The organism is Burkholderia sp. Bp9140 (assembly GCF_003853425.1).
GTDB lineage: Bacteria > Pseudomonadota > Gammaproteobacteria > Burkholderiales > Burkholderiaceae > Burkholderia.
On record NZ_QTPQ01000059.1, the window covers coordinates 15,631 to 40,895 of the forward strand.

20 protein-coding genes and 2 pseudogenes are annotated in these 25,265 nt (G+C 58.2%); 8 read left to right on the forward strand and 14 right to left on the reverse strand.

Annotated elements, in window-relative coordinates; all coding sequences use genetic code 11:
- Window positions 1–3: 3 nt before the first annotated feature.
- The 4 genes from DIE21_RS33975 to DIE21_RS33990 form a co-directional block, all read right to left on the reverse strand.
- Entirely contained in the window at window positions 4–1,176 is a 1,173-nt protein-coding gene (locus tag DIE21_RS33975) for an acetyl-CoA acetyltransferase (RefSeq protein ID WP_260432582.1), read from the reverse strand.
- Window positions 1,173–2,531: an aspartate aminotransferase family protein gene (locus tag DIE21_RS33980; RefSeq protein ID WP_124501743.1), complete on the reverse strand. Its 1,359-nt coding sequence runs from the start codon at window positions 2,529–2,531 to the stop codon at window positions 1,173–1,175. Before DIE21_RS33980 ends, DIE21_RS33975 begins: the two co-directional genes overlap by 4 nt.
- Before the next feature lie 217 nt (window positions 2,532–2,748).
- Window positions 2,749–4,920 (reverse strand): N,N-dimethylformamidase beta subunit family domain-containing protein, encoded by a 2,172-nt coding sequence (locus DIE21_RS33985; protein WP_124501744.1) that lies wholly within the window; start codon window positions 4,918–4,920, stop codon window positions 2,749–2,751.
- A complete protein-coding gene (locus tag DIE21_RS33990; RefSeq protein ID WP_185642898.1) occupies window positions 4,917–6,230 on the reverse strand; it encodes an MFS transporter in 1,314 nt (437 codons plus the stop codon). The genes DIE21_RS33985 and DIE21_RS33990 overlap by 4 nt, the downstream gene beginning before the upstream one ends.
- A gap of 654 nt (window positions 6,231–6,884) precedes the next feature.
- Here DIE21_RS33990 and DIE21_RS33995 point away from each other — a divergent pair.
- Window positions 6,885–7,655 carry a TetR/AcrR family transcriptional regulator gene (locus DIE21_RS33995; protein ID WP_124501746.1) on the forward strand — a complete coding sequence of 257 codons (771 nt, stop codon included), beginning with the start codon at window positions 6,885–6,887 and terminating at the stop codon, window positions 7,653–7,655.
- 1,059 nt (window positions 7,656–8,714) lie between these two features.
- Window positions 8,715–9,761, forward strand: coding sequence for a porin (locus DIE21_RS34005; RefSeq protein WP_124501747.1), 1,047 nt, complete (start codon window positions 8,715–8,717; stop codon window positions 9,759–9,761).
- A 540-nt stretch (window positions 9,762–10,301) separates the two neighbouring features.
- On the opposite strand, the gene DIE21_RS34010 is transcribed toward DIE21_RS34005, so the two are convergent.
- The 3 genes from DIE21_RS34010 to DIE21_RS34025 form a co-directional block, all read right to left on the reverse strand.
- Window positions 10,302–12,095: a methyl-accepting chemotaxis protein gene (locus DIE21_RS34010; protein WP_124501748.1), complete on the reverse strand. Its 1,794-nt coding sequence runs from the start codon at window positions 12,093–12,095 to the stop codon at window positions 10,302–10,304.
- Between the two features lie 1,121 nt (window positions 12,096–13,216).
- Window positions 13,217–14,773, reverse strand: a complete 1,557-nt coding sequence (locus DIE21_RS34020; protein ID WP_124501750.1) for a gamma-glutamyltransferase family protein — start codon at window positions 14,771–14,773, stop codon at window positions 13,217–13,219.
- A gap of 123 nt (window positions 14,774–14,896) precedes the next feature.
- On the reverse strand, window positions 14,897–16,210 hold the full coding sequence (locus DIE21_RS34025; protein ID WP_185642900.1) for an MFS transporter: 1,314 nt from the start codon (window positions 16,208–16,210) through the stop codon (window positions 14,897–14,899).
- A 699-nt stretch (window positions 16,211–16,909) separates the two neighbouring features.
- Here DIE21_RS34025 and DIE21_RS34035 point away from each other — a divergent pair.
- Together DIE21_RS34035 and DIE21_RS38360 are read left to right on the forward strand one after the other, a co-directional pair.
- On the forward strand, window positions 16,910–17,533 hold the full coding sequence (locus tag DIE21_RS34035) for an IS110 family transposase (protein WP_124501752.1): 624 nt from the start codon (window positions 16,910–16,912) through the stop codon (window positions 17,531–17,533).
- A 5-nt stretch (window positions 17,534–17,538) separates the two neighbouring features.
- Window positions 17,539–17,820 (forward strand): transposase, encoded by a 282-nt coding sequence (locus tag DIE21_RS38360; protein ID WP_409364670.1) that lies wholly within the window; start codon window positions 17,539–17,541, stop codon window positions 17,818–17,820.
- Here DIE21_RS38360 and DIE21_RS37445 read toward each other — a convergent pair.
- The 3 genes and pseudogenes from DIE21_RS37445 to ribA all read right to left on the reverse strand — a co-directional run bounded on the left by DIE21_RS37445 (window position 17,808) and on the right by ribA (window position 19,092).
- Window positions 17,808–17,945, reverse strand: coding sequence for a hypothetical protein (locus tag DIE21_RS37445; protein ID WP_185642902.1), 138 nt, complete (start codon window positions 17,943–17,945; stop codon window positions 17,808–17,810). The two genes, DIE21_RS38360 and DIE21_RS37445, sit on opposite strands and share 13 nt — an antisense overlap.
- Before the next feature lie 66 nt (window positions 17,946–18,011).
- Window positions 18,012–18,221, reverse strand: a pseudogene (locus tag DIE21_RS38075) (alpha/beta hydrolase); the annotation flags it as partial.
- Window positions 18,222–18,441: 220 nt separating this feature from the next.
- A complete protein-coding gene (gene ribA, locus DIE21_RS34050) occupies window positions 18,442–19,092 on the reverse strand; it encodes a GTP cyclohydrolase II (protein ID WP_057929382.1) in 651 nt (216 codons plus the stop codon).
- Window positions 19,093–19,269: 177 nt separating this feature from the next.
- Between ribA and DIE21_RS34055 the strand changes: the two genes are divergently transcribed.
- Window positions 19,270–19,731 (forward strand): CBS domain-containing protein, encoded by a 462-nt coding sequence (locus DIE21_RS34055; RefSeq protein WP_124501754.1) that lies wholly within the window; start codon window positions 19,270–19,272, stop codon window positions 19,729–19,731.
- A gap of 153 nt (window positions 19,732–19,884) precedes the next feature.
- Here DIE21_RS34055 and DIE21_RS34060 read toward each other — a convergent pair whose 3' ends face one another.
- Window positions 19,885–20,214, reverse strand: a complete 330-nt coding sequence (locus DIE21_RS34060) for a DUF4148 domain-containing protein (protein WP_124501755.1) — start codon at window positions 20,212–20,214, stop codon at window positions 19,885–19,887.
- 513 nt (window positions 20,215–20,727) lie between these two features.
- Here DIE21_RS34060 and DIE21_RS34070 point away from each other — a divergent pair.
- Window positions 20,728–21,126, forward strand: a complete 399-nt coding sequence (locus DIE21_RS34070; protein ID WP_124501757.1) for a GreA/GreB family elongation factor — start codon at window positions 20,728–20,730, stop codon at window positions 21,124–21,126.
- A 174-nt stretch (window positions 21,127–21,300) separates the two neighbouring features.
- On the opposite strand, the gene DIE21_RS34075 is transcribed toward DIE21_RS34070, so the two are convergent.
- Window positions 21,301–22,407 carry a porin gene (locus DIE21_RS34075; RefSeq protein WP_124501758.1) on the reverse strand — a complete coding sequence of 369 codons (1,107 nt, stop codon included), beginning with the start codon at window positions 22,405–22,407 and terminating at the stop codon, window positions 21,301–21,303.
- Window positions 22,408–23,028: 621 nt separating this feature from the next.
- Between DIE21_RS34075 and DIE21_RS34085 the strand changes: the two genes are divergently transcribed.
- Complete coding sequence (locus DIE21_RS34085) at window positions 23,029–23,403, forward strand: YXWGXW repeat-containing protein (protein ID WP_124501760.1); 375 nt, start codon at window positions 23,029–23,031, stop codon at window positions 23,401–23,403.
- A 485-nt stretch (window positions 23,404–23,888) separates the two neighbouring features.
- On the opposite strand, the gene DIE21_RS34095 is transcribed toward DIE21_RS34085, so the two are convergent.
- A complete protein-coding gene (locus DIE21_RS34095; RefSeq protein ID WP_124501762.1) occupies window positions 23,889–24,500 on the reverse strand; it encodes a cysteine hydrolase family protein in 612 nt (203 codons plus the stop codon).
- 204 nt (window positions 24,501–24,704) lie between these two features.
- Window positions 24,705–24,926: pseudogene (locus tag DIE21_RS34100) on the reverse strand (MFS transporter); the annotation flags it as partial.
- A gap of 8 nt (window positions 24,927–24,934) precedes the next feature.
- Between DIE21_RS34100 and DIE21_RS38080 the strand changes: the two are divergent.
- On the forward strand, window positions 24,935–25,066 hold the full coding sequence (locus tag DIE21_RS38080; protein WP_260432584.1) for a hypothetical protein: 132 nt from the start codon (window positions 24,935–24,937) through the stop codon (window positions 25,064–25,066).
- The last annotated feature ends 199 nt before the right edge of the window (window positions 25,067–25,265 follow it).

Sequence of the window (25,265 nt, forward strand, 5' to 3'; positions counted from 1 at the left end):
CTCTCATCGCGTCCTCTCCAAGATCGATACGTAGTTTGTCACTGCTGCACTTCCCATATTAAAGACACCTGCAAGCTCGGAGTTTTCAACTTGCATACCTCCGGCTTCATTCATGAGTTGCATTGCCGCCATAACGTGCATTGAAATGCCTGTAGCACCAATCGGATGGCCACGCGCCTTCAACCCGCCGGACGGATTTACAGGCAGTTTTCCCCCTTTCTGGGTCCACCCCTCAAGTATCGCTCGCCTTCCCTCGCCTCTAGCGACGAGTCCCATGGCTTCGTATTCGATGAGCTCCGCAATCGTGAAGCAGTCGTGTGTCTCAACCAGATCCAAATCGTCGAGCTTGATTTTGCTTCTCTTTAAAGCCGCATCCCACGCACTACGCGCACCCGCAAATTCAATGACATCTCGACGACTTAGCGCCATGAAATCGTTGACCTGCGTCCGGGATCGGAAGCTTATCGCCCGCGGCAATGTATTCGCTACATCTTCCGATGCAATCACGAGAGCAACCGCACCATCGGACACTGGCGAGCAATCGGTTCGTCGCAAAGGCGCTGCGACGTAGGGATTCTGGCTGGAAACAGTGGCGCAAAATTCGAAACCAAGATCCTTCTGGACGTGTGCATACGGATTATCCAAAGCGTTGCGGTGATTCTTTGCGGCAATGTGTGCCATGGCATCCGACTGATCACCGTAACGCATGAAGTATTCAGAGGCCACGCGTGCAAATACTCCTGGAAATCCATGGGGTATTTCTGCCTCTTCCTTCATGTATGTCCCTCGTGTCAGCAACTCAGAAATCTCCGAGTTTGACACCGAAGTCATTTTTTCCGCGCCCACAACCAGTGCCACTTTGCCTCGCCCGGCCTCGATGAAATCGATCGCCCCAAAAAGCGCTGCGCTACCGGTTGCGCAGGCATTTTCGAATCTGGTAGCAGGTACATTGGCCAGCGCCGGATGACGCATGCCGACCAGAGAAGCTTGAAACTCCTGTCGCGTGAACCCGACGTTACAGATGCCAACGAAGATCCCGTCGATATCTGCAGGCTGAACTTGTGCGTGTGCCAGTGCGGGGCCGACGACCTCGAACATGAGTTCCTCGTTGTCCGCCGCCAACGATTTGCCAAATTTGCCGTGCGCCCAGCCGACGATACTTACAGGCATGATCATTCCCCCTTTTGCCTACGAGGCGCGGCCTCTTTCGCGAAGTCTTGCAGTCCGGCCGAAAGACCCTCGACCAGCTCCGTGCGCTCGCTGTCTGAGATCGTGAGCGGTGGACAGATCATCAGCCATTCACCATTCGCGCCACCGGCAGTTCGACGCGAAAACAGCAGCAGTCCATGGTTTCGGCAATGCATGCCGATACGCTCCGCAGCCATCATTTCCGCTGGGAACGAGTTCTTCTTGTCTGGCGACTGCACGATCTCGATGGCCATCAGAAGTCCACGACCGCGGATGTCACCAATCTCCGGATGCTGCTTCTGAAGACTCTCCAGATCTGCCCGAAGCTTCCGGCCTTGCAAGTCGGCGTTCGCGATCAGCCCCTCCTGTTCGACCACCTGCAAAACCGCATTCGATGCAGCGCAACTGATCGGATTGGCAGCATAGGTGTGGCCATGCTTGAAACCTCCCATCTTTCGCACATCTGCAACCATTCCACGGGAGACCAGAACAGCGCCAAGCGGTGCATAGGCACCGCTAACCCCCTTGGCCAATGCCACGATATCGGGGCGACAGTCAGGCCAATGCGCCGCGGCAAGAAATTCTCCCGTTCTACCTGCTCCACTCATGATTTCGTCATAAATAAGCAGGATTCCGTATTTATCGCAGATCCGCCGGATACCGGAATAATATTCATCCGGAGCGACAAGCGCCCCGGTAGAGACGCCTCCTACCGGTTCGACGATGAATCCCAATATTGTTTCCGGCCCTTCTCGTTCGATTGTGCTTTCAAGTTGCGTCAGGCAGCGTGAAACAACGTCGTCGATGCTTTCCGATTCATCTCGGCGATAGAGAAGGGGCGCATCCACTTTCGGATGCTCGACAAACATCGGCCGAAATGTTTCAGCATATGCGGGATCTCCCGTAATCCCGAGCAGCGCGGTTGTCGCTCCATGGTATGAGGGAAGGCGGCTAATAATTTTCCATCGAGAGCGCTCGCCACGGCTTACGGCCAATTGGCGCGCAAACTTGATCGCGGCTTCGTTTGCCTCAGACCCGCCCGACACAAAAAACGCCGCATCGTAGCCCCAAGCAGAGAGTCTCTCTAAACGCTCGGCAAGTTGTTCGTTCGGGTCGTTATCCCAGCGCAGGCTATGCGCATAGCTAATTCGATTCATCTGGTCACTGATTGCCGCGAGGACTGCGGGGTGTCGGTGACCAATATTTACAGCAACTGCCCCTGACGATCCGTCGAGAAGACGTCGGCCGTCGTTATCCCAGATATAAACCCCCTCTCCTCGAACCACTTTCGGGTACGGGATGGTGTTCGTCGGCGAGATAAAGTGCTGGTAACGCAGGGTCATTCCAAGATCTCCAAAGTGCGCCATCTAGACATAAGCGCAGATTTACAAAACTGGATATGAATTCATATTCATATCAGGACGCTCAAGACGCCGTATCGGCGCCAAGGATTAACCCTAATTTCAAAAGCCAAACCCGATGCTCGTTGTTGCGAGTGGATCGTCCGCACGGCGGGCGAGTGCCGCATGGACGTGTCTCTTCGAACTTAACGATGATGAGTTATTCGATCGCTGCGACACTCGGCAAGCATGCAAATTTTCGTAGGACGTTCGCGGTAACCCGTGAAACATTGTTGTCGTATCCGTTATACGAAAGACACGACGACCAGTTGATCGAGCCCACGGAAAACACATGTCCGCCACCAGGAACCGTGTAAAGCACCATGTCGGCACGAACATTACCGTGACTCCGTCCACCTTGATAGCCCGTAATACAGTTACAGTCCTCAATAACCACCTGGTACTGGTCAGTAAAATCTCGCGCCGTAGCGAGAACAATTACTCCAGCTGGAGATCCAAGATCGTGATCGACGCGGTCAATCTCGAACCCCGCTGCGCCCCAGGTCAGGGAGAGCGCCGGGAAGTCGCCAATCACGGTATCGTCGACGCCATCAAAGACGAACTGTGCCGCTGGTTGGAAACTTGCCTCCGTGCGCACGTAGCCGCATCCACGATCAAAACCCTGTGAGGCCATACCTATGCCTACATACCGGTTTGGTGCACGCCCCCTATCTCGCCACAACCCTCCCGGTTCACCAGTTAAACTGATATGCCCCTGTCCAGGCCACCCATTCCACGGCCGGGTTCCAGCAGGCCGCTGGACTTCGATCATGTCGCCATCGTCGCTGAGTGCGGTAACCCAGTACAGTCCGTTACCAGACAGGTACATAAAGTTACCACCCTGCTCCTGGTAAGCTGCCAGCGCGTCCAGAATCTGTCCGCTAACATATTCCGCGTGGCTCCCGCTGATCACGACGCTATAAGGTGCAAGCGCCTCGAGCCCATCTGAATGGACCTCACAATCGGTAACCACATCAAACTCAAAGCCCAGTTCCATCAGCCAATCAACAATATAAAGATCAAATCCAAACTGTTGCGGCGTATTTCTGGAGGCCGCCCTGCTTTTGGGACGAAACGCCAAAAGCTGTGGCCGCTTAACGGCAGCCAGGCTCACCCCCGAACCGTCCCGATGATGGTCGTAAGTGCTAAGCAATTTGCTTTTTACGATGAACTCATGTTCGTCCGAACCGATAGTCTGATCACGGTGCGGCGCGAGATCCCCCATTAGCTTCAAGGTCTGGTTATTGTAGTTGGCATATGCCAGATAACTAAAAACTGGAGCAAGAAATGCTATGCGAGCCCGAGTTCCCGAGGGGCTTGGAGTAACAAAAAATGGAATGTAGTCCTCGGCGCCGTCTGCCCCGGTCAGCCAATATGCGTAAACGCCACTAGGCAAATCCGCAGGAACAGAAAATGAAAATGCGACCGGCCATTGAGCGTCCTCAATGTCATCTTCATGAAAATGCACAGCGTCGTAATGCGCGGGCAAAGCCACAGGATTCACAACGGAACCATCAAACTCCGCGCTGGTAACCCCTCGAGCAGGCCTGTTAACCAATCGCCCATGAAGAGAATATGAACACTCGTCAATTACTACCTTGCTCGATATCTCCAGACCCATGTTCCAGTTGCACAGCGGACGTGCATAACCTCCGTCACCCGTGTCAATCGACATAAGCGACAGGCCACCGATTTTTCCGTTGAAATGGTTAGCCGGCGCGCCGCCATTGACGACATGCGCCGCCAGATACACTCTTTCGAGCAGGACATCTCGGGATCTCTTTACAAGAACGCGCAAATCGTCGGACTTTTTCGACTCGGTGTCTCTGACATTCAGCGTTATCTCGCCGCTTTCGGCATTGATGTCGATCTGACACGCGACCCATCTGCGCTTGCAAAGATCAATGGTGGAAAGCGCTCGCTGCTCGACACTTGCGCCATCAAACGTCGACAGGATGATTTTCCCGTCCTCCAGCAGGACGAGAAGACGCCACCCATCAGCATCGAGTGCGACAATCGACTGGGATGCGGCAGCCATGGACGTCGGCAGGAACTTGAATTCAAGTCTCATGGCAGCGTGACGGCCGAGCTCCGATAAGCCTGAGAAGTCAGCATATGAGCCTGACGCTATCCCGAATTTGCTGCCGCGATATGCACCATCGACCGACGACGGTACTTCGGTCTGGCGAAAACCGGGTCCTCTCGGATTTGTATCTCCGTGTCTGAGACGGACTAGTTTTGCACTGTATTCATCAAGCTCCGAACTGACATGAAACGAGATGCGTCCCCCCTGCTGGACGCTTATGCGATCAGAATAGCCGACTATTTTCATACCACTTGCCCCCCCTCTTCCGGCATGACGACGGAATTCGCCAGGCTGGGACGTTTTCGCGCGCAGATCAAGAATGAAAGGATCGCAAGAGGCGCAGCAGTCATCAAGAGCGTGACGAGCGCCAGATCGAGACGGCCGGCGAACATCGGGATATGATCAGATACATACCCTGGAATAAAAACACCTATTCCCAGACCCATTATGCTGACCACCAGGACAAAAAGTCCTGCGGCGCGTGCCCGCATCTTCAATGGGGTTTCATCAGCAATAGTCACGGTCGCCGCCGCCGACCACGACAGGATGATGCTCTGCATCAAGGCGATGCTTACCCACATCATTTCACCGGACAGCAGCAAGGCTGGTATTCCCACCAGGATCATGAGGCAGGTAACGCCAATGCAGGTGACAATTCCGGGCGCAGAAACCCCCGCAGCGCGAGCACGATCGCAGCACCAGCCCACAAGGAGCATGCCGGCAGACGAACCGATCATCGTCATGGGTCCGAGCAACGCTCCAACATGCGCTAAAGACTCTCCTTTGTTTCTCGTCAATACCATTGGCAACCACGCAATCACGGATTGCATAACCATGGCCATGAAGCCAAATCCCAGGAATGCAAATACATAAAATACCGGATGCTTCTTGATATGCCTGACGAAGCTCTCGTGATGATCCGAACCCGCTGCAATAGCGATCGAACCGCCCTTACCTTCATCAGCCGGAAACATCCTGATCAATGCCCAGATGAGGATCCCTCCCCCTCCCATGCCCACGAACATGAATGCCCATCGCCAGGCGGCAAGTCCGGAAGCGTGGATCCAGCCGACCTCACTCAGAACGCGATTGAGAAGGCTGCCCAACGACAGGGCAAGGCCAATACCCACCGGAACACCAATCGCATAAAACGCAAAGGCACGACCTTGCCGACTGGGGTCCACCCGCTCAGATAAAACCGAAACTCCGCAGGGATGCACTGTCGACTCACCCACAGCGACAACCATGCGCGCCAATAGAATTTGCCAAAATGCAAAGCAAAGTCCGGTACTTGCCGTTGCGAGGCTCCAGCATAGAACTCCAGCCAGGATCATCGGACGTCGCCCCCAACGGTCCACCAGTGCCCCGATAGGCAACCCGAACAGCGTATAGAAGACCGCAAATACAGGCCCCAACAATATTGCCAATTGCGTATCGCTGAGGTGCAACTCCAACTTGATACTGCTGGCCAGCACCGAGAGAAGCTGTCGGTCGGTGTAGGAAATTGCTGTTGCGAAAAACAGCAAAAAAACCAGGCGCCCAGTTTTTCGGTTCATCGTCCCCTCATCCTCGTTCGTTTTGGCCGAGGTCCTTGCCAGGACACGCCGATGAACCGATTGCATTGCGGTGGCACCGCGCCCCAAGACGGACGGATCCCACGACGATCTCACCACGGCTGCCGGATCTCGCCTCCTGGCATGCCTCCGGTAAGGCATCGGCCGTGGTTTCCGCAGGCGATAGCTCCGCCCTCGCACCGCCTGAAGCCAAGCCCCTGGCATGTTGCTGATACCTCATTCTGTCTCCTTCCGTAGGAATTCTATGGTCAAGGCATGGTCGACAGCCGTTCTTGCAACGTGCAGCGCCACCTTGTTTATGAATGTGAACTCATATACATTCCGTGTCAAGATTGCCTTCCGTCAAAACGCCATGGGGTTTACGAGAGGCGCCTCCGATGCGCCAGTGAAAAGGCATGTGGCTCCGCGTAAACCCCGGGCGTCACTTGGCGCTCGCTGCTCCGCCCTGTGTAAAATTCGGCGCAACCTGAGGTACAGGGCTCTGATACCCCGCTCGTAGGCAGAGACAGCCTTTGTGGCGCACAATGTCAGCGAAAGGGAGTGATGGAACCAGTAGGAACCAGGGGAAGTCCTTCTGTCCAGAAAGGCTAGTACAGCAGAGCTAACCAGTTATAAATTTCTGCCCGGGAACATTGCATGACTTCTGATAATGGACCAGTGTCAACAACCAAGAACACCAACAAGAAGAAAAAAGCTGTGCACGATTACAATGAGGCACCAAGACTCGGTGATCGCTATGCTGCCGTACTCGATTTACAGATTTCCGGTGATCCCGTTAAAGGCAGGAGCGCGCGGACCAACGCCAAACTAAGACGCTCAGTTCTCGACTTGTTGTCATCGGAAGGTCTTGATGCACTGACTATTGCACGCATAACAGAAAACGCAGGCGTTGCAGTAGGCACTTTTTACTTGCACTACGAAAACACCACCGATCTAACTCTAGAGGTCTTTAAAGGATATACGGAGCACGATGTCCGGCCTGCGCTGCCATTGTCACCGGATAGCGGTGACCGGACTGGCGAAATGGTCCGCGACTTTCTGGAAATAGTCGCCTCCTTTCGGCATAGGCGCAAGTTTCTGGGGGCCATGTTCGAACTTCGTCGCAGAGAAAAGCGCGCCAATGAGATATGGTTGAACATGTCCAAGGTTTGGGCCGAAACCCTATCCACGGTTGCTGACAAGAAAGGGACTGTTTCTCCCATATTTCGTGATCTAGTTGGTCATGCGGCCAGTTGCTTCACGGATGAGTTTCTAACCAGGATCTACATTGACGAGATATTTGGAGAAGAATATGCAGACGATAGTAAGAATGACATCGAGATAGCCGAGTTTTTAGCGCTATGCAGACATCGTCTCTTGTTCGGATCCGACCCGACGCCCTCGCTTCCCTCTCAAGAGAAACGTTAGATACCGCGGGTTTTCAGGCTGTCTGGCCTGGTCGGGGCTGATCTTGAGTAGCGCGAAGCGCGACGACGTTGCGTTCGCGCGGCTGCTCCTCCCAGCACTGCGACCCTTGGTCAACGAAGGCCTCGCGATGTCGAAGCAGCCTGCGAAACAGCGAGCCACCCCCACATGTAGCGCGCCAAGCATGAAGTCAGGCCAAGCGACAATTAGCTTGCCCGGTCAGCGGGGGAATGTTCGCTCTTCAAGAAGTCATCGTTACCGTTCCTTGTGGCTCGTGATCTGGCAGTCGATGCCGCCGTGCAGCCTTGGTATCGCTAGCGCTCCGACGCCGGTACGTTGAGGCCGCGGAGCTATGCACAACAGGAACGAGCTGCTGTGCCCCTCCCGTTCACTTGAATGGGAGATTCATATGTTGGAATCGAGGTGCTCAAACGCGCCATGTTCCTGTCTGCCTTCGCTGCCCTGCGAGACCAAGTCTCGCGGGCCACACCCATCCGAGACAACGCACCGTTGAAATGTCCGACGTGGCGTTTGGTTTGTTGGGGCGAAAATGACGCGCGCGTTGAGGGCGCCGGAAATTGCTCGGCCAACCGTTGTTGGTCCAACAAATGCCGAAAGCGCCGGACTTTGAGCCGCTCCTGCAGCTGGCTCACGCTACCCAACCGGGCATGATCACCAATCCAGCAGCACGTCGCGGAGCACCTCTTACATCGCGCCTTGCCTACCCAGGTCAACGACGCGTTTCGCCCGATTACTATGGATAACTTATTGTATTTCCATCGAGACCGCGAGCCGGCGAATCAGGGCCGATATCGCGTATACCACTACGATGTTTTGGCGGAAAGTCGTTGCCCAGAATTTTGAGAACATATATCGTTATATATGAATATGCATTCATATTCATATTACTCGCAGCGAAGCTTTCAGACTGTCAGCTCTTGTGCAAGGAATCCTTGTGCAAAGGGGTACGTCGTCTGAGCGCAGCAGTCGAACAAGGAAATCTAACGAATTTCCCGACAAGATTTTCTAATTTTTCACAAGATCATAGGTTTGGAGACCTAAATGAAAAGATCGCTTCTGGTCGTAGCCATCTCTTTCAGCGGTACAGCGTTCGCGCAATCTTCCGTGACTCTGTACGGGCTGATGGATGCCGGTATCACCTACACGAACAACGTCGTCACCTCGTCCGGTCACGGTGCCGCAGCCCAGTTCATTTCTGGTTCTGCACAGGGCAACCGTTGGGGGATGAAGGGAACGGAAGATCTTGGCGGCGGTCTGCAGACTGTCTTCGTGCTGGAAAGCGGCTATGACATCGGCACAGGAAAATTGGGACAGGGCGGCCTCGCATTTGGAAGGCAGGCTTTTATCGGTCTAAAGAGCAACTGGGGGACACTGACTCTCGGTCGGCAGTACGACCTCATCGGAGACGTCCTTCCCGCATATGCGATAGGCGCCAACACGCCGGCCGGCGTCCTCGCATGGAGCTTGCCATCCTATGCGGCGGGCGGAAATGTGCTCGATAACCGCGTTTGGGGGGTTGGCGTCAATAACAGTGTCAAATATCTATCACCCACGTATGCAGGGTTTTCGTTTGGAGCAATGTATGGTTTCGGCAATGTGGCCGGCTCCATGGGCACCAATAGCTCGAGCAACTTTGTGATGAGCTACAACGGCGGTCCATTCAGCGCATCGCTCGCGTATATGTCAATCCATAATGCAACTGCCACGGCAAACAAGCGTGAATTCGCCGGAGGCGCTGCATACAACATCGGCAAGGTACGCGTGTTCGCGCTGGTCACTGACGTCCAGTTGTCGAGCGGTGAGCGGCAGCGCGCAACGACATACGAAGGTGGACTGGCGTATATGATCGTCCCAACGGTCTCGTTGGGCACCGGCTTCCAGTATCAACACCGCAACAACAATCTTGGAAGCGCGAACCAGTTCACGCTCAGCGCTGACTACTTCCTGTCCAAGCGCACGGACGTCTACATCGTTGGCGCGCTGGCGCACGATCACGCCTTCGGTGCTCAGGCACAGGCTGCCTATGGCGGTCCGTCGAGTACCGACTTTCAAACCGCGGTCCGCGTCGCCATTCGCCACAAGTTCTAAGATAGACATTGAGTGCCGGGCGCATCACGCATTCAGCAAAAGCGGATTGCGCCCCCAAGCTCACGTTACACCGTTCAAACCGAACATTAGGGAAATCTGACCTTTTCCCGCTGAAGCTGCCGATGCCAACCAGTAGCCCTGGGCTTTGGGCATTCTCATCCCGCACGTTCGGGCCAGCCGTCAAGCTAGCCCGGACACCTCAACACTCCATCCCCGCCCTCTCCTCCGATGTGCATTCTGAATGCTCGATCACGCGCATCATTTCAACGACGTTCGCGACATACGCACTCAAAGCGTCGGCCCGGCATCTCCAAGCTCGAGAAAAGAGATTCGCCAGGCGTCCCGCTTCCAGCACTTGCGTGTCTCGAATCCGACTGCGATGGCTGTGGTGGCATCACGCGATTTTCGGTCGATTGAAGCGCTTGTTCCGGACTGGTGAAAACTGCGAATCGCACCCACGATATAGACGATACCGGGATGATCGAGTAACCAACAATCGGCTCGGATGGTGTCAGGCAGCAGTCAGAGGTAAAGCATCTATTAGGATATCTTAAACTTTCCAACAGTATCAGCGAGTGAATTTGCCTGCATCTGTAATGTGGCAGCCGCGGCCGTCGACTGCTCAACGAGTGCGGCGTTCTGCTGCACCATCTCATCAAGCTGCGTGACTGCGCGACTGACCTCGTGAATGCCGCGCGTCTGCTCATTTGCGGCATCCGTGATCTCGGAAATGATTGTCGTCACGTTCGCAACATTGGCGACGATCTCCAGCATCGTCTCGCCAGCCCGGTGCACCTTGCCCGAGCCGTCCGCAATGCGCGTAACCGTAGACTCGACCAGTTCCTTTACTTCATGGGCGGCCTGCGCACTGCGTTGCGCGAGGCTGCGTACCTCCTGGGCAACCACCGCGAAACCACGGCCCTGCTCGCCTGCGCGTGCTGCCTCGACGGCGGCATTCAGTGCAAGGATGTTGGTCTGGAACGCGATGCCGTCGATTACGCCGATGATGGCGCCGATCCGTCCTGATGCCTGTTCAATCCGCTCCATCGTCGCGACCACATCCGATACGACTACGCCGCCTTGCGACGCAATCTCTGACGCTGCCGCAGCGCACCCGTCGGCCTGCCGGGCTGCGGCGACCGCCTGGCCGGCCGTTGCCGTGATTTCCTCCATCGACGCGGCAGTCCGCTGCAGGCTTGCCGCCGCCAACTGTGTGCGGGATGACAGGTCCCGGTTACCTGCGGTGATCTCGTTCGCCGCAGTGCGTACCGATTCACTGGTTTCGCAGATCTGACGTATCAGATGCTCCAGCATGTCGACAAAGCTGTTGAACGAGCGCGCGATGCCCGCGACTTCATCGCGCCCATCGGCGGGCAACCGCTGTGTCAGATTCCCCGTGCCGGAGCCGACCAGCGTCATCGCATGGTGAACCTGCAATAATCGACGAAAAGCTGTTGTCGTGAGCGCACCAATGCTCAGGGAAGCGATGCCGACCAGCACGAGGAAGGTGACAAGCGACGCGGTCAGCATTGAGCGCATACCTGCTGTCGCTTCCGCCTCGTCGAGCGCAATGATTACGTACCAGTCGCTGCCCGGAACCGGGCACGCACGCAGCAGCTTCGAATCGCCACCAAGGCGCACCTTCATCGGTGCGCTCGCAGTAGCAAGTGAAGCGGGCGTGATGGCACCCATCTCCGGCGACGCCTCAACAACAGGTTTGAAGACCAACTTGGGATCCGGATGCGCGACGATCCGACCACTACCATCGATCAACATCCCAAAGCTCGCCGGCGTCGGATGGATTGACTTTACGTTTTCGACAACACTGTCCATCGAGACGGTGCCCGTAATGACCGCCTTGACCATGCCATCACGCAGGAGCGGCACCGAAAATGCGACGAGCAGGTGTCCGGCGGTGCCAATCAGCGGGGTAATTACGGGTCGGCCTGCCTGTGCAGCCTGCACGTACCATGGCCGCTTCGTCGGATCGTAATCGGCCGGGGGAGGAGCCAGATCGCTGAACTTTGCGCTCTTGTCCGGATAGCCAACTCCCACGTTAGCGAAGCCGCCGGCGGCGGCGATCTGCCTGAGCGCCGGCGTAGGATCCTGAGAGAGCGCCGCATCGCGGAGCGATTCAATCATCCGGGTCCTCGATGTGACCCAGTCGCCGATCGCGATGGCATGGGCATCCGCGACCGCCGTCAAGTTGCGTTCGATCGCTTCATCATTGCGTAACCTCACGATCAGATAATTGGTCAGCGTGCTCGCGACGAGGGCAACAACCACAAGCGCAACACTCGTTGCGAAAATGCGGGTTCGAATCGAAGAGAACATGTCAACGACTTAGTAGGATTGCGAATTAAAATCGCTCACTCGATATATACGGCGATCGCGGCGTTTACCTGAGCGTCGTTGCACATTCACGCTGCGGAAAGCCCCAAGGTGAAAAGTGTCGCGTTAATGGGGCCATGAGATCGATCAATCCCCGAGACTGTAGTCTTATCTTTGGTCCTTGCTGGTACTGCGCCGCCATGGGCCATATATCCATGGCATTTGCTCAATAAGATCTCCAGCTATGGCTTCGGCGTGCCGAATTTCACTGCACCGAAGTTCGAGCAGCTATACCCTCGACCAAAGTCATGAAGCAATGTACCGTGAACCGACACATTGTTGCCAGCAGAAAAGCGCTGGTTCGTGCGCAGCGTTTCGATGACAAAAAACCTCGACCCAAAGTCCCCGCCTTTGCCTCAAGGTTCCGCATTCAATACAATTCCGGGAACCGCATAAATGGTCTCTCTGGATCTGGAGGGAAAACGTACCATTTCCCGTCCCGATGGCGAAAAAACAACATCTCCTTTGGCCCTGCTCCGTTATCCGCGACGACGCAAACGTAACGTCCGAATACGGAGCGCCCAACGTGGCTGACGCTAACCCCGCTCTCAACGGCAGGTGCCAGCCAATCCCGAACCATGGTTCTCAGTGACCTCCCCGCACTTCCCATCGACCTCTCCCACTACAAACTGCCAATCATGAATCGGAGTATTTATTAAATAAGGCATACTAATGATTCTATGGCCTCGCTTCGAATCGACACTCCGAGGAAGGTCGCCATTTCTGCCGCTTGAGTTCTGTATTATTTTTGGCTTCTTCCCATGCGTCGGATGAAGCGACACTTCCTCTCATCATTGCTTAAACCGACCGAACTGCGGATCTATAAAACGATCGATGGCAGAAGCACGGCGGCATGGAACTCTGGTCGAACCAGTTTTTCATCGTAATCAGGAGATGTCAAATAGATTCTGATTCCTATCGATTCGTTATAAATCAGATTGCTGGGCTCGCCCCATTGTCAGCTAACGGCATGACGGACCGCGGACACGCTTGGATTAGCTCTATGGGGTGAGCGCGTCTAAACCATCACTATTAATACTAAAGCATAGGAAATTACATAAATTTTACTGCGCCGCGCCGCCAGCCCATGGCGACATCACCTCGTTCATGCCCGTCAGTTCGCCGGTCCTAGCGTCGCGAACAATGCAGGACGGATTGGCAAAACCGAGCGGCGAAATCTGGTTCGCCACTTCCGTGATCGGCAGCTTATCCGCAATCGCCGCTTTTACCGCGTCGGGCAGGTCACGGTTGACCCGAATCGGGCCAACACCGGAGACGTCGATGCGCGGTTGGTGAAACGCGGTTGTCACATCGAGACCGCGATCGGTCATCATCAAGGCAATCTGCGCCACCGCCGAGACGATACGTCTTCCACCCGACGCACCGATGCAGAACCACGGCTCACCGTCCTTGACCACGACCACCGGACACATGTTGCTCAGGGGACGCTTGCCCGCTGCAATCGAGTTCGGCCGGTCGGCTTCCGGGTCGAACCACAGCATGCCGTTGTTCATCGTAATGCCAGTCTTGGGCAGCATCACGCAGGACCCGAACAGTGACATCAGCGTCTGGGTCAACGCGACCATGTTGCCCTCCGAGTCGGCTGCACAGAAATGCGTGGTGCAAGTGTTCCCGGGTTTGTCGCCCAGCGTCTTGAGGCGCTCCTGGTAGGCGGTGTGCATACTCTCAGCGATGGCGACGAAGAAATCCGCCCCAGGGGCCCCATTGCCCTTGGTACCGCCTGCCGCGAGTTCGACGGCCCGCTTCAGCGTCGGACCAGCTGTGAGACCGCTGGCAGCGTTGAACGTCATACCGTTGTGCTCGAACGACAGCGGGTCGACGATACGTGCTTCGTAGTTCTTCAAATCTTCGTATGAAATGGCCGAGCCGCCCGCCTGCAGATCGGCGACGATGTCGCGTGCCAGCGAGCCTTCGTAAAATTCGCGCGGACCACCTTCGGCCAACCGACGCATCGTTTCACCAAGATTGCCGAGCTTGATATAGCGCCTGGTGCCCTGCAAGTCATTGGTAGGCACGCGACCATCATCGCAGAGGTAGTTAGCCTTGGAGGCAGGGAATTTCGACAAACGTTCCGCGCCGTTGGCGATCATCAACTGCATGTACCAGTCGAGCTCCATGCCGCGCTCGGCCAGAGCGACGGCGGGAGCCAGCACGTCCTTCCATTTCATCGTGCCGAACCGCTCGAGCGCCATGCTGAGACCCGCGACCATGCCGGGCACTGCAATCGAGTGGTAACCGACTTCGTTGTTCTGGTCAATGATGTCGGGCCAGGCGAATGGGCTGGCGGGACCAGGACCGACGATCCTGTAGTTCGAGACGTCGAGCTTTTTGGCCGAGATCGGTCCATAGTCGACCGTGTAGGCGCGCTTGTCCTTGGCGCTCCAGATGGTCATGAAGCCGACGCCGCCAATACCGCTCATCCACGGCTCAAGAGCGCCGATCGCCATACCCGTTGCGACTGCCGCATCGAAGGCATTGCCGCCCTTGCGCAGGATTTCGGCCCCCACCTCGGCTGCCTTGCAGTTCTGGGCAACAACCACCCCTTTACCCTTGACAGCCTCTTTAGCAATCTTCAGTTGCCCTGTCAGCGACTCACTCATCAAAACTCCTAGTATTCTCAGTTTAGACCACCCGATTGAACGGGAATCCGTAATGCGCTCAATCCCATGCAGCGCTCATGCATTCACCATCCAACGCCGCGTTTTGAGGATCAAATACACCTTTCATGTGCTTTGAGACTCTGCTTCCAGCATGACACCCGATCTGGACGTGCTAGGACGCGTTCGTGCGCAGATTGACAGTGAGAAGATTGCAAGTGGAGCAGCGATCATCAATACAGTGACAAGCACCAAATCGAGACGGCCTGCGAACATTGCAAAATGATCGGATATGAATCCCGGAATGAAAACACCTATTCCGAGTCCCATTATGCTAACAACCAGGCTACATAGCGCAGAGGCCCGTGCCCGCATCTTCGGCGGCGTTTCGTCGGTAATCGCTACATTTGCCGCGGCTGACCATGACAGCATGATGCTCTGCATCAGAGCTATACATACCCACATCCCTCCCCCGGACAGCAAAAGAGCCGGAATGCCAGCCAACATCATGAGGCAAGTAACACAAATGGCTATGACGATCCCTGGCGCCCGAACTCCGGCCGCACGCGCACGGTCACAGCACCAACCCACCAGGAACATGCCGACAGATGAACCGATCATCGTCATGGGCCCGAGCAACGCTCCAACGTGCGCTAAAGATTGCCCCTTGTTTCTCATCAATGCCATCGGCAACCAATGGACCACGGATTGCATGGCCATGGCCATGAAGCCAAATCCCAGGAAGGCGCATACATAAAATTTCGGATGTTTTTTAATATAATTTATGAAACTCGAATGATTTTCCGAATCAGCTCCAATGACTACCGAATTGGCACTGTTTTTATCTGCCGGGAACATTCTGATCAGCGCCCAGACAAGGATTGCCCCCCCTGCCAAGCCCACGAACACAAATGCCCATCGCCAGGGAGCAAGGCCACTAGCCTGGACCCAACCAACTTCTCCCAGAACGCGATTAAGAAAACTTCCCAACATCAAGGCAAGACCAATGCCGACCGGAACACCAATCGCAAAAAACGCAAAGGCACGACCTCGTCGATCGCGAGCCACCTGCTCGGATAAAACCGACACTCCGCATGGGTGTACAGTCGACTCACCCACAGCAACGAGGATGCGTGCTAAAAGAATTTGCCAAAATGCGAAGCAGAACCCCGTACTTACTGTTGCCAAACTCCAGCACAGGACTCCAGCCAGGATCATCGGACGTCGCCCCCATCGGTCCACCAGCGCCCCGATCGGCAAACCGAACAGCGTGTAGAAGACTGCAAATGCTGGTCCTAGCAATATTGCCAATTGCGTATCGCTGAGATGCAACTCCAACTTGATGCTGCCCGCCAGCACGGGGATAAGCTGTCTGTCGGTGTACGAGATCGCTGTTGCCAGCGACAGTAGAAAGACCAGGCGGCCAGTTTTTCGGTTCATCATCCCCTCATGCTCTTTCATTTTGGCCGAGGACGTTCTTGGAGCACGCCAATAAAGAGGTTGCTATTTGATTTGCATTCCTCATGGAAATTTCACAGCTGCCGGCAGCCCTCATCGCCCGCTGAACTCCCAGAAACGCGTCGACAGCCCTCGCAGCACGTGACAATGCCGTGCGCGGACAGCTTGAAGTTGAAACAATGGGATGTTGTTGCTGGCACCTCATTCTGTCTCCTTTCGTAAGAATTTTGAGGTCGAGGCAAGGTCTCCAACCGTCCTCGACATGCAGTCTCGCTGCATTTATGAATGTGAACTCATATACATTTTGTGTCAAGGCAACTTTTCGCAAAGACGCCGTAGGGTTTACGAGATGTGCATCTAATTGGGCTGTGCAAGTTGCACGACTGACATCAACCTCGAGCACGGTCGCGCGATGGTGTGAAGCCAGGCATTCCGGTGTGTAGTCGTCGTCGACGTTCAGTGTCCGAAGACGTCTCCCGTCGAACAGTGCATCTGCAACTAATGGTATGGTCCACCCGCTTCTTTTAACGTAGTGGCGCTACCATCCATGGATGGCTGCCATGAACTCGGTCACGTTAGGAATCGATCTCGGCAAGCGCTGGTTCCACGTCGTCGGCTGCGACGCTGCTGGCAAAGTCGTGCTGGGCGAGAAGTTGGGGGCGCCATCAACTCCTGCAGCTGATGGCACAACATCCACCGTGCCTTGTCGGTATCGAAACATGCTGTGGCTCGCAGTATCTGGCCCGCAAATTTCAGAGCTTCGGGCACGACGTCAAGCTTCTACCGGCACAGTACGTCAAGCCGTTCGTCAAATCGCAGAAGAATGACTTTAACGGCGCTCAGGCTATTTCCGAAGCCGTCCGACTTCCGACGATGCGGTTTGTGCCACTCAAGTCAGAGGAGCAGATGGATGTTCACGCGCTGCATCGCACCCGCGAACGCCTGCTCCAGCAGCGCCTGGCATTGACCAACCAGATTCGGGGACTGCTGCTAGATCGGGGTATCGAGATTGCACCGGGGTTCTACGCGCTCCGCACCGTGTTGCCCTCCCTGCTCGAGAAGGAAGACTCCGGCTTAACTCCCACGATGCGCGATCTTGGACACATGCTACTCGACATGTGGAACCGCACGGAAGCAACCATTGAACAGATGAACGACCGGCTCAAACGTCTCGCACGCGAGAGTGACCGTTGCCGGCGCCTTCAAACTATTCCGGGTGTAGGTGTCCTGCTGTCGACCGCGATCGTCTCCGCAGTCGCAATGCATCAACGTTCAGGCGAGCACGCGATCTCGCCGCCTGGGTAGGGCTGGTGCCACAACAGCATACAACCGGCAGCCAGCCACGTTTGCCAGGCATTACAAAGCGGGGAAACAGTTATCTGCGTCGCCTGTTCGTACAGGGCGCCCGCGCGCTACGGGTGTGGAAAGACAAGCACGCAACGATCCGATCCTGCGCTGGCTCATCCGACTTGCCGAACGCCGGCATGCGCACATTGCAGTCTGCGCACTGGCAAACAAACTCGTACGCATTGCATGGGCTGTTATCTGTTATGCGAAGCGGCGCGGAGTTTAACCTGCATTACCACACCTGAGGCATACCAGACCGATAGCTACCCTTGATCGCCGCCACTTTCCGCAGCTCGCGCAGCCAATTAGCCAGCGGAACCGCTTCGAGCTTGAATTCGAGCGTGTAGCGCGCCCGCTTCGTCTTGCTCATCTTCGTGACGCCTCTTGCTTGAGTTTAAACACTCAGCAAGGGATTCGTTTTTCGGGGGCAAGCTCACTTTTCCCACGCAGAGATCGCTGCAGCAAATGCCATCGCGGCCCACTCGCCGAGCTTCACCTGTCACATGCGGCCGTCGACCGGCGACTTGTAGCGATACGTCCACGACTTGCGACTCATCGAAGCCTGCAGGCGGAGTCCCGGAAACCCCTTAAAGGTCATGTGCTCGCCGCTCGGCAGTCTGGCCGCGACGCGTGCATCCAAGCGCACTTTCCGCAGCGTAGGTTTTTCCTGAGAGAAGCATACGCGGCGTAGGTTTTCTGTACAACGCCACAGAAACCTACGCCGACGCAGCAAGTTTAGCTAAGCAGAGACAAGCGTTGATGCCACGACGAAGGCGACGAGAAGCCCTGAATTTCCATTAACATTCAATGGCTTAAAGACATCAACGGATCAATTCAGACCACCTCGGACAAAGCCGAAATTTCGACTATTCGTTCTCTTCGAAGTAATGCCCGAACTTCACCTGCTTGGTCCGGATATAACGCTCGTTTTCCTCGCGCACGGGCACCGCGAGCGCCACGCGTTCGCAGACGGGAATGCCGTGCTTCACGAGCGTGTCGAACTTCTTCGGGTTGTTGCTCATCAAGCGCACCGACGTCACGCCGAGGATCCTCAGGATCGCGGCGGCCGAGTCGTATTCGCGGGCATCGTCGGGCAGGCCGAGGTCGAGATTGGCCTCGACGGTATCGCGCCCCTGCTCCTGCAGCGCGTAGGCGCGGATCTTGTTGCTCAGGCCGATGCCGCGCCCTTCGTGGCCGCGCAGATACAGCAGCACGCCGCGGTCTTCCGCCGCGATGTAGCGCAGCGCGAGATCGAGCTGCTCGCCGCAGTCGCAGCGGTAGGAGCCGAACACGTCGCCGGTCAGGCACTCGGAATGCAGCCGCGTCAGCACGGACTGCTCACCGGTGACGTCACCCATCACGAGCGCGAGATGTTCGGCATCGCTGCCCGATACGCGGAAAGCGTACGACGTGAACGTACCGTAGCGCGTGGGCAGCGACGCGGTGGCGACGAGCGTCACGCACTCGTCGACCTGGCCATTGCCCGGCGTGGGCGATTGGGGACGCGAAGACATCATGAATTCAGTCGAAACGATCAGGAATGTAGGAGTTGTGTGGATAGTGCGTGACCGGAGTTTACCGCTAATCTGACAACGTCACGCGACTGCCTCAGCCGGCCCGGCTATACTGGGCCCGTCGGGTGCCGCGCATCACGCCCTGCCTTCCCTGCATCGTCCCGCACACGGAGAAAGCAAATGAGCACGACTGTCGCGCAAATTCTCAAAGCCAAGCCGGATTCCGGCCGCACGATCTACACCGTCACGAAAGCCGATTTCGTCTACGACGCCATCAAGCTGATGGCGGAGAAAGGCATCGGCGCACTGCTGGTCATGGACGGCGACGACATCGCCGGCATCGTCACCGAGCGCGACTACGCGCGCAAGATCGTGCTGCAGGACCGCTCGTCGAAGGCCACCCGCGTCGAGGAAATCATGACGGCCAAGGTGCGCTACGTCGAACCCTCGCAATCCACCGACGAGTGCATGGCGCTGATGACCGAGCACCGGATGCGCCACCTGCCCGTCCTCCAAGACGGCAAGCTGATCGGCCTGATCTCGATCGGTGACCTCGTGAAGAGCGTGATTGCCGACCAGCAATTCACGATCAGCCAGCTCGAACACTATATCCACGGCACCCCGGCGGTCACGTCCGCGTGACCCACCCCAGCAAAAAAGGCCCAAACGCGCGAGCGTCTGGGCGGAAAAGCCGCCGGAATGCGGCGACGGAGGTTCTGCTCTGCTGACGCAGACGCGCGCGAGTGGCGCGCGTCCCGTCGGTCACATGCGGTGCTCGGGCAGACCCGGGGATGTTCAGTTGCCGAAGTAGACGGAATTCACGGGATTCGGGGCTTCATGCGTCATGCGGCGGCCCGACTGGCCTGCGCCCGTCGCCACCGCACCGTAGCCGCTCGTATCGGCTTGTGCGAGCATCGGCTGATTCGGCTGGATCCGTTGTTCCGCGGCCTGGATGTTCTGCGGATATTGCGAATCGCTCGCGAGCGGCTTGTAGCCGTTCTGTTCGAGTTGCACGAGGTCGGCCCGGACCTGGTCGCGGGTCAAGCCCTGCTCGGACTGTGCGAACGATGCGATCGGGGCGGCAAGGACGGATGCAGCGATCGCTGCGTAGATGATCGACTTCATGATGGACCTCCGAAATATGTTCTCTTTTGGCGTCGCTCCCGGCGGGACTGTCTGAAGCGATGGATCAAGTGTAGTGCTCGCAATACCAAGGGGAAACCCTTGGTTTGAACATACAGCGTTGCGTTTTTGGAAAATATCGACCGCTTTCGCTGCACGAGATTGCTATCACTTAAACCATTTTCACAACAATTCCTGACGAAAGGCCAACAGCCGAATCGCCGATCCGGAAGGTTGTGTTGTAAAATCGTAAGGTTTTATTCGCCTGTCGATACCCTATCCACCATGCACGCGCCCACGCCCCTTTCGGTTTCGCCGTCCGGCCCCGCCGGCGTGCGCGCGCGCGCCGGCCATCCGGCGCACCCCTGCGTTCGACGCACGGCCCAGGCGCCGCTCGCCCCTGCCCGGCGCCTGATCTGACGGCACGGTCTCCTCCCGGAGCCAGGTCAGACAGGCTCCGGGCGATCCCCATACGCACGCCACGCCTGCCCCAAGCCGATCATTTGGAGAACTGCCATGAAACAACGCCTTTACCAGTTGACCGAACTCGACGTTGCTCGCCTCGAGAAGCACGCCGAACACAACCCGCGCTTCCAGACGATGCTCGATACGCTGCTCGAGCGCGCCGACATCGTCCAGCCCGATGCCATCAAGGCGAACGTCGTCACGATGAACTCGCAAATCACGCTGCTCGACGAAACGACCCAGGAACAAGCCACCTGGACGATTGTTTATCCGGATGCCGCCAATCTCGAACTCGGACGCCTGAACGTGTTCTCGCCGGTCGGGATGGCCCTGCTGGGCACGCAACGCGGTCAACTGGTGAAGGTGCTGCAGCCGAGCGGCGCCGAAAAGCTCATGAAGGTCGCGGCGATCGTGTTCCAGCCGGAAGCCAACGGCGAATACACGCGCTGACGCCTGCAGCTCACCTGCCACACAGACAAAAAGCGAGGCGCTGAGCCTCGCTTTTTTGCGCCCGGACGATACGCATCGTCGTCGCGGCCTTCGTCGCCATCATCGACAGGCGAAAAAAAGGCGCCCGAAGGCGCCTTTTTCGATACTGCGAAGCTGGTTACCCAGCCGTCACGCTTAGAAGCGGTGACGCAGACCAACCGTTGCTGCGGTTTGGTTGATCGACGAGCTCGGCAGCGTGTTGACGTCGCCGTTGTAGATCGATGCGCCAACGCCGTTCTTCGCAGCGCGCTGGTACACAGCTTGTGCGTAGACGTCGGTGCGCTTCGACAGCGAGTAGTCAGCTTGCAGGCCGAACTGGTTCCAGTGCGTGCTTTCGCCAGCAACCTTCGCGTTCGTGTACGTGTACGCTGCGCCCAGGCCCAGAGCCGGCGTCAGGTTGTACTTTGCGTTGACTTCGTAGTTGTCAGCGTGGAACGTTGCCGCGCCGTTAGCTTGGTTGTCGATACGCGATTGCGTCCATGCTGCGCCAACTTGCGCCGGGCCGAATGCGTATGCAGCAGCCGCGCCGTACGTGCGCAGGCGGCCTTGGCCGTTGAACAGCGCCGACGACGAGTCAACTGCACCCGTGCTGCTGTTGTTCGGGTTGTTCGCTTGCGAGTAAGCTGCACCCAGCTTCAGGCCTTGGTACTGGTACGACACGCCGCCGCTGTAAGCACGGTTGTTGCCGAAGTTCGTGCTGTTCGAGAACGAGTACGTGCCGCCGAATTGCAGGCCAGCGTAGTTCGCGCTTGCGAACTTGATCGTGTTGTTAGCCGAGTAGCCGCCGTTCGTGCTCAGGTTGTCGTTGTTGAACGGGTGAGCGAAGTACGTACCGCCCCACGAGCCCGTTGCGGTCAGCGGTGCCAGGTAGTCCTGGACGGAGTCGTACTGCTTACCCAGCGTAACCGTGCCGTACTGGCTCGACAGGCCGACGAAAGCCTGGCGGTTGAACATGCCGTTGTTGTTCGCGAACTTGCCATTGCCGATGTTGAAGCCGCTCTCCAACGTGAAGATCGCCTTCAGGCCGCCACCGAGGTCTTCCGAACCACGCAGGCCGAAGCGGCTCTGGTCAATGCCCGAACCCATCGACCACAGCGACTTGCCTTGGCCGGCTGCGTTCTGGACGTTGCTTTGGTAGGTGATGCCTGCGTCCAGCACGCCGTACAGCGTGACGCTGCTTTGCGCGTGAGCGACGGTAGCGAACGATGCTGCAGCTGCTGCAACGATCAGAGTCTTGTTCATTCGTGGAGCTCCCTTCTAAAAAGAGGCAGGTCTCGCGACCTTGTTCATAAACGGTCTGCAACCGCCCGGGAACGCCATCTGTCCTTCTGGCCGCGCCCGGATAGTTGCCCGTTTGGGAACCGTGAGTTTAGGGGTGTACCCTAGGGGCGCGATCTGCAAATAAAGAAATAAGCTTTTCCAGAACTAGAAATAATGAAAGTGGGGACGAGTTATAAGTATTTGTTTTAACGCCTTTTTTTGACCTCTTGACGGCCTCTTTTTGGAGGCCTTCATCCCACCATTCTTTCATGTCATCGTCTTGACGGTTGCATAGAAACAACAAACGGAATCGGCGAAACCCTCAGAAAACGGTAATTTTTACCCAAATTGATCTCAAATACCGGGCCTGGCCGCCTAAAACGCGGCGATCGAACGGTAAACATATGGCGGCGCGGCCGTAGCCGGCCCCATTCGCCGCCGGCACCTGCTGCAACGGGAGACTTGGCCCAGCCAGCAGCCGGCAGCCGGCAACCAGCAGGGCCCTCGTGACATGCGGTAACAGCCTTAACGGCCCGCGTAACCCGGCCGCGGGACTGGCAGGCTAACGTCAGGCAGACCCGATTACATATTAGAGGACCCGCCATGAATCGACGCTCGTTGTTGCGCGCCATCGGACTGACCGCCGCCCTCGTCGGCACCGGCGGCTGGCTGCGTACCGTCGCGGCCCAGCCCGTACCGCCCGGGTACCGGCCGCCCGGACCGAACCACGGGCCCGGCAGGCCGCCTTATCCCGATCGCCCGGGCTTCGCGCCGCCGGCACCGCGGCACGATCGCCGGCCGCCGCCGCCGCGGCCGCGCGGCTATGTCTGGACCGACGGCTACTGGCGCTGGCAGCGCGGCCACTATATATGGGTGTCCGGCCGCTGGGTCGCGCGGCGCCCGGGGCGTCGGTGGGTGCCCGGCTACTGGCGGCGCCAGGGGCCGGTTTGGGTCTACGTCGACGGCACCTGGCGATAGGCAGTCGTCCACGCCGGCGCCCGGTCGGCACAAAGCCGTATGGCGGACGGCCCGGCGCCGTTCGGCGACGGGACGACGAGCCGGCATGTGCGGCGGCCAACCGGCATCGCCCGAACCGGCCGGGACGGCAGCCGCTCACGCCTGCCCCGATCACGGTGGATCGCGCCCCTCATGCCCCAATCGCCCTGCATACGTTGCCCCCTGCGCAACAACGCGCGCACACGCAAAGCGCGGCGTCGCGAACCGCGCCGGGCTGTTCGCGTGGTGCGTGACCGAAGACGACGCATGCGCCGACGGGGATCCCGGGATCGCGGCGGCCTTCCCCGCCTTCCCCCTTTGTCGCGGCTTGTCCCCAACACGATGACAGACTGCCGCCCGGCCCGGTCCTGGTATCTGACTCACCCGGCGCCAGCGGCGCGTCAGCCCCGCGGAGACGCGGAATGCCGATTCCCCGACGGACGCAGGCCTGAACGGCCGCGCAGGTGTCAGGCGATGCCGAGCGCTAGCACCTGCTCGGTCGTCAGCACGTCGCCGAACGTGTCCGACAGCGCGGCCAGCGTCGCGCGATGGAGGTCGCGGTGCGGCACCGTGCCGCCGTCCGCAACGTCGAGGTCGCGCGTCGCGCACGCGTCGTCGACGACGATCACCGCATAGCCGAGCGGCACCGCATCGCGCGCCGCGCCGGCGACGCACGCATGCGTCATCAGCCCGGTGACGATCAGCGTGTCGATGCTGGCCGCCTTCAGGCGCGCGTCGATGTCCGTCGTCGGAAACACGCTCACCGACGTCTTCTTCACGACCGCGTGGTGCGGTGCCGGCTGCAGGTCCGCATGAAAACGGAAGCCGTCGCTGCCGTCGGCGAACAGCGGGCCGTCGGTCGCGCCGACATGCTGGATGTGGAACACCGGGATGCCCGCGCGATCGGCAAACGCGATCACGCGCTGCGCATTGCCCAGCGCGCGCGGCCCCTCCGGAATCGGCAGGCGGCCGCTGAAATATTCGTTCTGGAAATCGATCACCAGCAGCGCCGTGCGGGCAGCGTCGATCGACGTCGGCGCGCTCGCGCCGGCCAGGGTACGGATGGTCGGATGTTGCATGGGTCGCTCTCTACTCCAGGTTGGCACATCGAACGGAACGGCGGTCCGGCAAGGCCGGCGCCGCCGCCGCGGCGCCTCGGCTGGTTGCCGCCCTGGGCGGGCCTGCCGTGACCGCGAGGCGCCAGTGTCGGGCCGCGCGGCTTCGCGCGACAGCGGCCCGCAGGACCACGTCCGACAGGATCGGGCCAACCTGCGCGCAGCCGTCTACGACAGCGCGGCCGCGCGCGCCCCGGCCTGCCTGCGCCCGTAGCACACCATCATCACGAAGCCGAGCAGGAAGCCCGCGCCACCGCTCAGCGGCAGCCCGATCTCGCCGAATACCGGCAGCAGGTTCGTGAGCGCCCCCGTCACGACCCAGGCGACGGCCATCACCGAGCCCGCGACGCCGAGCGCCCAGCCAGATCGGCTCGCTGTATTCGCTGACGATCCGCACCGTGCCCGAGGTCGTGATCGCGCTGAAGGAGCGCCGCCCCGAACTGCCGCCCGGCCGCGTGCGCGACCTGTTCGCGCACAAGATCGTGCTGGTCCGCTCGCCGCGCCGACGATCCGCCAGACGATCGGCCTGAGCTTCCTGCACCGGCGCGAACGCGACCCGAACCTGCTCGCGCTCGCGCTCGCGACCGTGTGCCGGCTGACGGTCGAGGGGCCGCACGCGGGATAACGCGCGGATCGCCCCTCCCTTCTCCATCCCGCTTTCCGGTCGTCACCTCGCGCACTCGAACCGTCGCGGCGCCGGACGACATCCGGCGCGATCCGGGCCCCGCA

Excerpts from the sequence above, each read along its gene's own strand:
- ribA (WP_057929382.1), bottom strand. The coding sequence starts at position 19,092 with ATGATGTCTTCGCGTCCCCAATCGCCCACGCCGGGCAATGGCCAGGTC.
- DIE21_RS33985 (WP_124501744.1), bottom strand. The coding sequence starts at position 4,920 with ATGAAAATAGTCGGCTATTCTGATCGCATAAGCGTCCAGCAGGGGGGA.
- DIE21_RS33995 (WP_124501746.1), top strand. The coding sequence starts at position 6,885 with ATGACTTCTGATAATGGACCAGTGTCAACAACCAAGAACACCAACAAG.
- DIE21_RS37445 (WP_185642902.1), bottom strand. The coding sequence starts at position 17,945 with ATGAGCAAGACGAAGCGGGCGCGCTACACGCTCGAATTCAAGCTCGAA.
- DIE21_RS34075 (WP_124501758.1), bottom strand. The coding sequence starts at position 22,407 with ATGAACAAGACTCTGATCGTTGCAGCAGCTGCAGCATCGTTCGCTACC.
- DIE21_RS33975 (WP_260432582.1), bottom strand. The coding sequence starts at position 1,176 with ATGATCATGCCTGTAAGTATCGTCGGCTGGGCGCACGGCAAATTTGGC.
- DIE21_RS34095 (WP_124501762.1), bottom strand. The coding sequence starts at position 24,500 with ATGCAACATCCGACCATCCGTACCCTGGCCGGCGCGAGCGCGCCGACG.
- DIE21_RS33990 (WP_185642898.1), bottom strand. The coding sequence starts at position 6,230 with ATGAACCGAAAAACTGGGCGCCTGGTTTTTTTGCTGTTTTTCGCAACA.
- DIE21_RS34020 (WP_124501750.1), bottom strand. The coding sequence starts at position 14,773 with ATGAGTGAGTCGCTGACAGGGCAACTGAAGATTGCTAAAGAGGCTGTC.
- DIE21_RS33980 (WP_124501743.1), bottom strand. The coding sequence starts at position 2,531 with ATGACCCTGCGTTACCAGCACTTTATCTCGCCGACGAACACCATCCCG.
- DIE21_RS34025 (WP_185642900.1), bottom strand. The coding sequence starts at position 16,210 with ATGAACCGAAAAACTGGCCGCCTGGTCTTTCTACTGTCGCTGGCAACA.
- DIE21_RS34055 (WP_124501754.1), top strand. The coding sequence starts at position 19,270 with ATGAGCACGACTGTCGCGCAAATTCTCAAAGCCAAGCCGGATTCCGGC.
- DIE21_RS34005 (WP_124501747.1), top strand. The coding sequence starts at position 8,715 with ATGAAAAGATCGCTTCTGGTCGTAGCCATCTCTTTCAGCGGTACAGCG.
- DIE21_RS34085 (WP_124501760.1), top strand. The coding sequence starts at position 23,029 with ATGAATCGACGCTCGTTGTTGCGCGCCATCGGACTGACCGCCGCCCTC.
- DIE21_RS34035 (WP_124501752.1), top strand. The coding sequence starts at position 16,910 with ATGGCACAACATCCACCGTGCCTTGTCGGTATCGAAACATGCTGTGGC.
- DIE21_RS34070 (WP_124501757.1), top strand. The coding sequence starts at position 20,728 with ATGAAACAACGCCTTTACCAGTTGACCGAACTCGACGTTGCTCGCCTC.
- DIE21_RS34060 (WP_124501755.1), bottom strand. The coding sequence starts at position 20,214 with ATGAAGTCGATCATCTACGCAGCGATCGCTGCATCCGTCCTTGCCGCC.
- DIE21_RS34010 (WP_124501748.1), bottom strand. The coding sequence starts at position 12,095 with ATGTTCTCTTCGATTCGAACCCGCATTTTCGCAACGAGTGTTGCGCTT.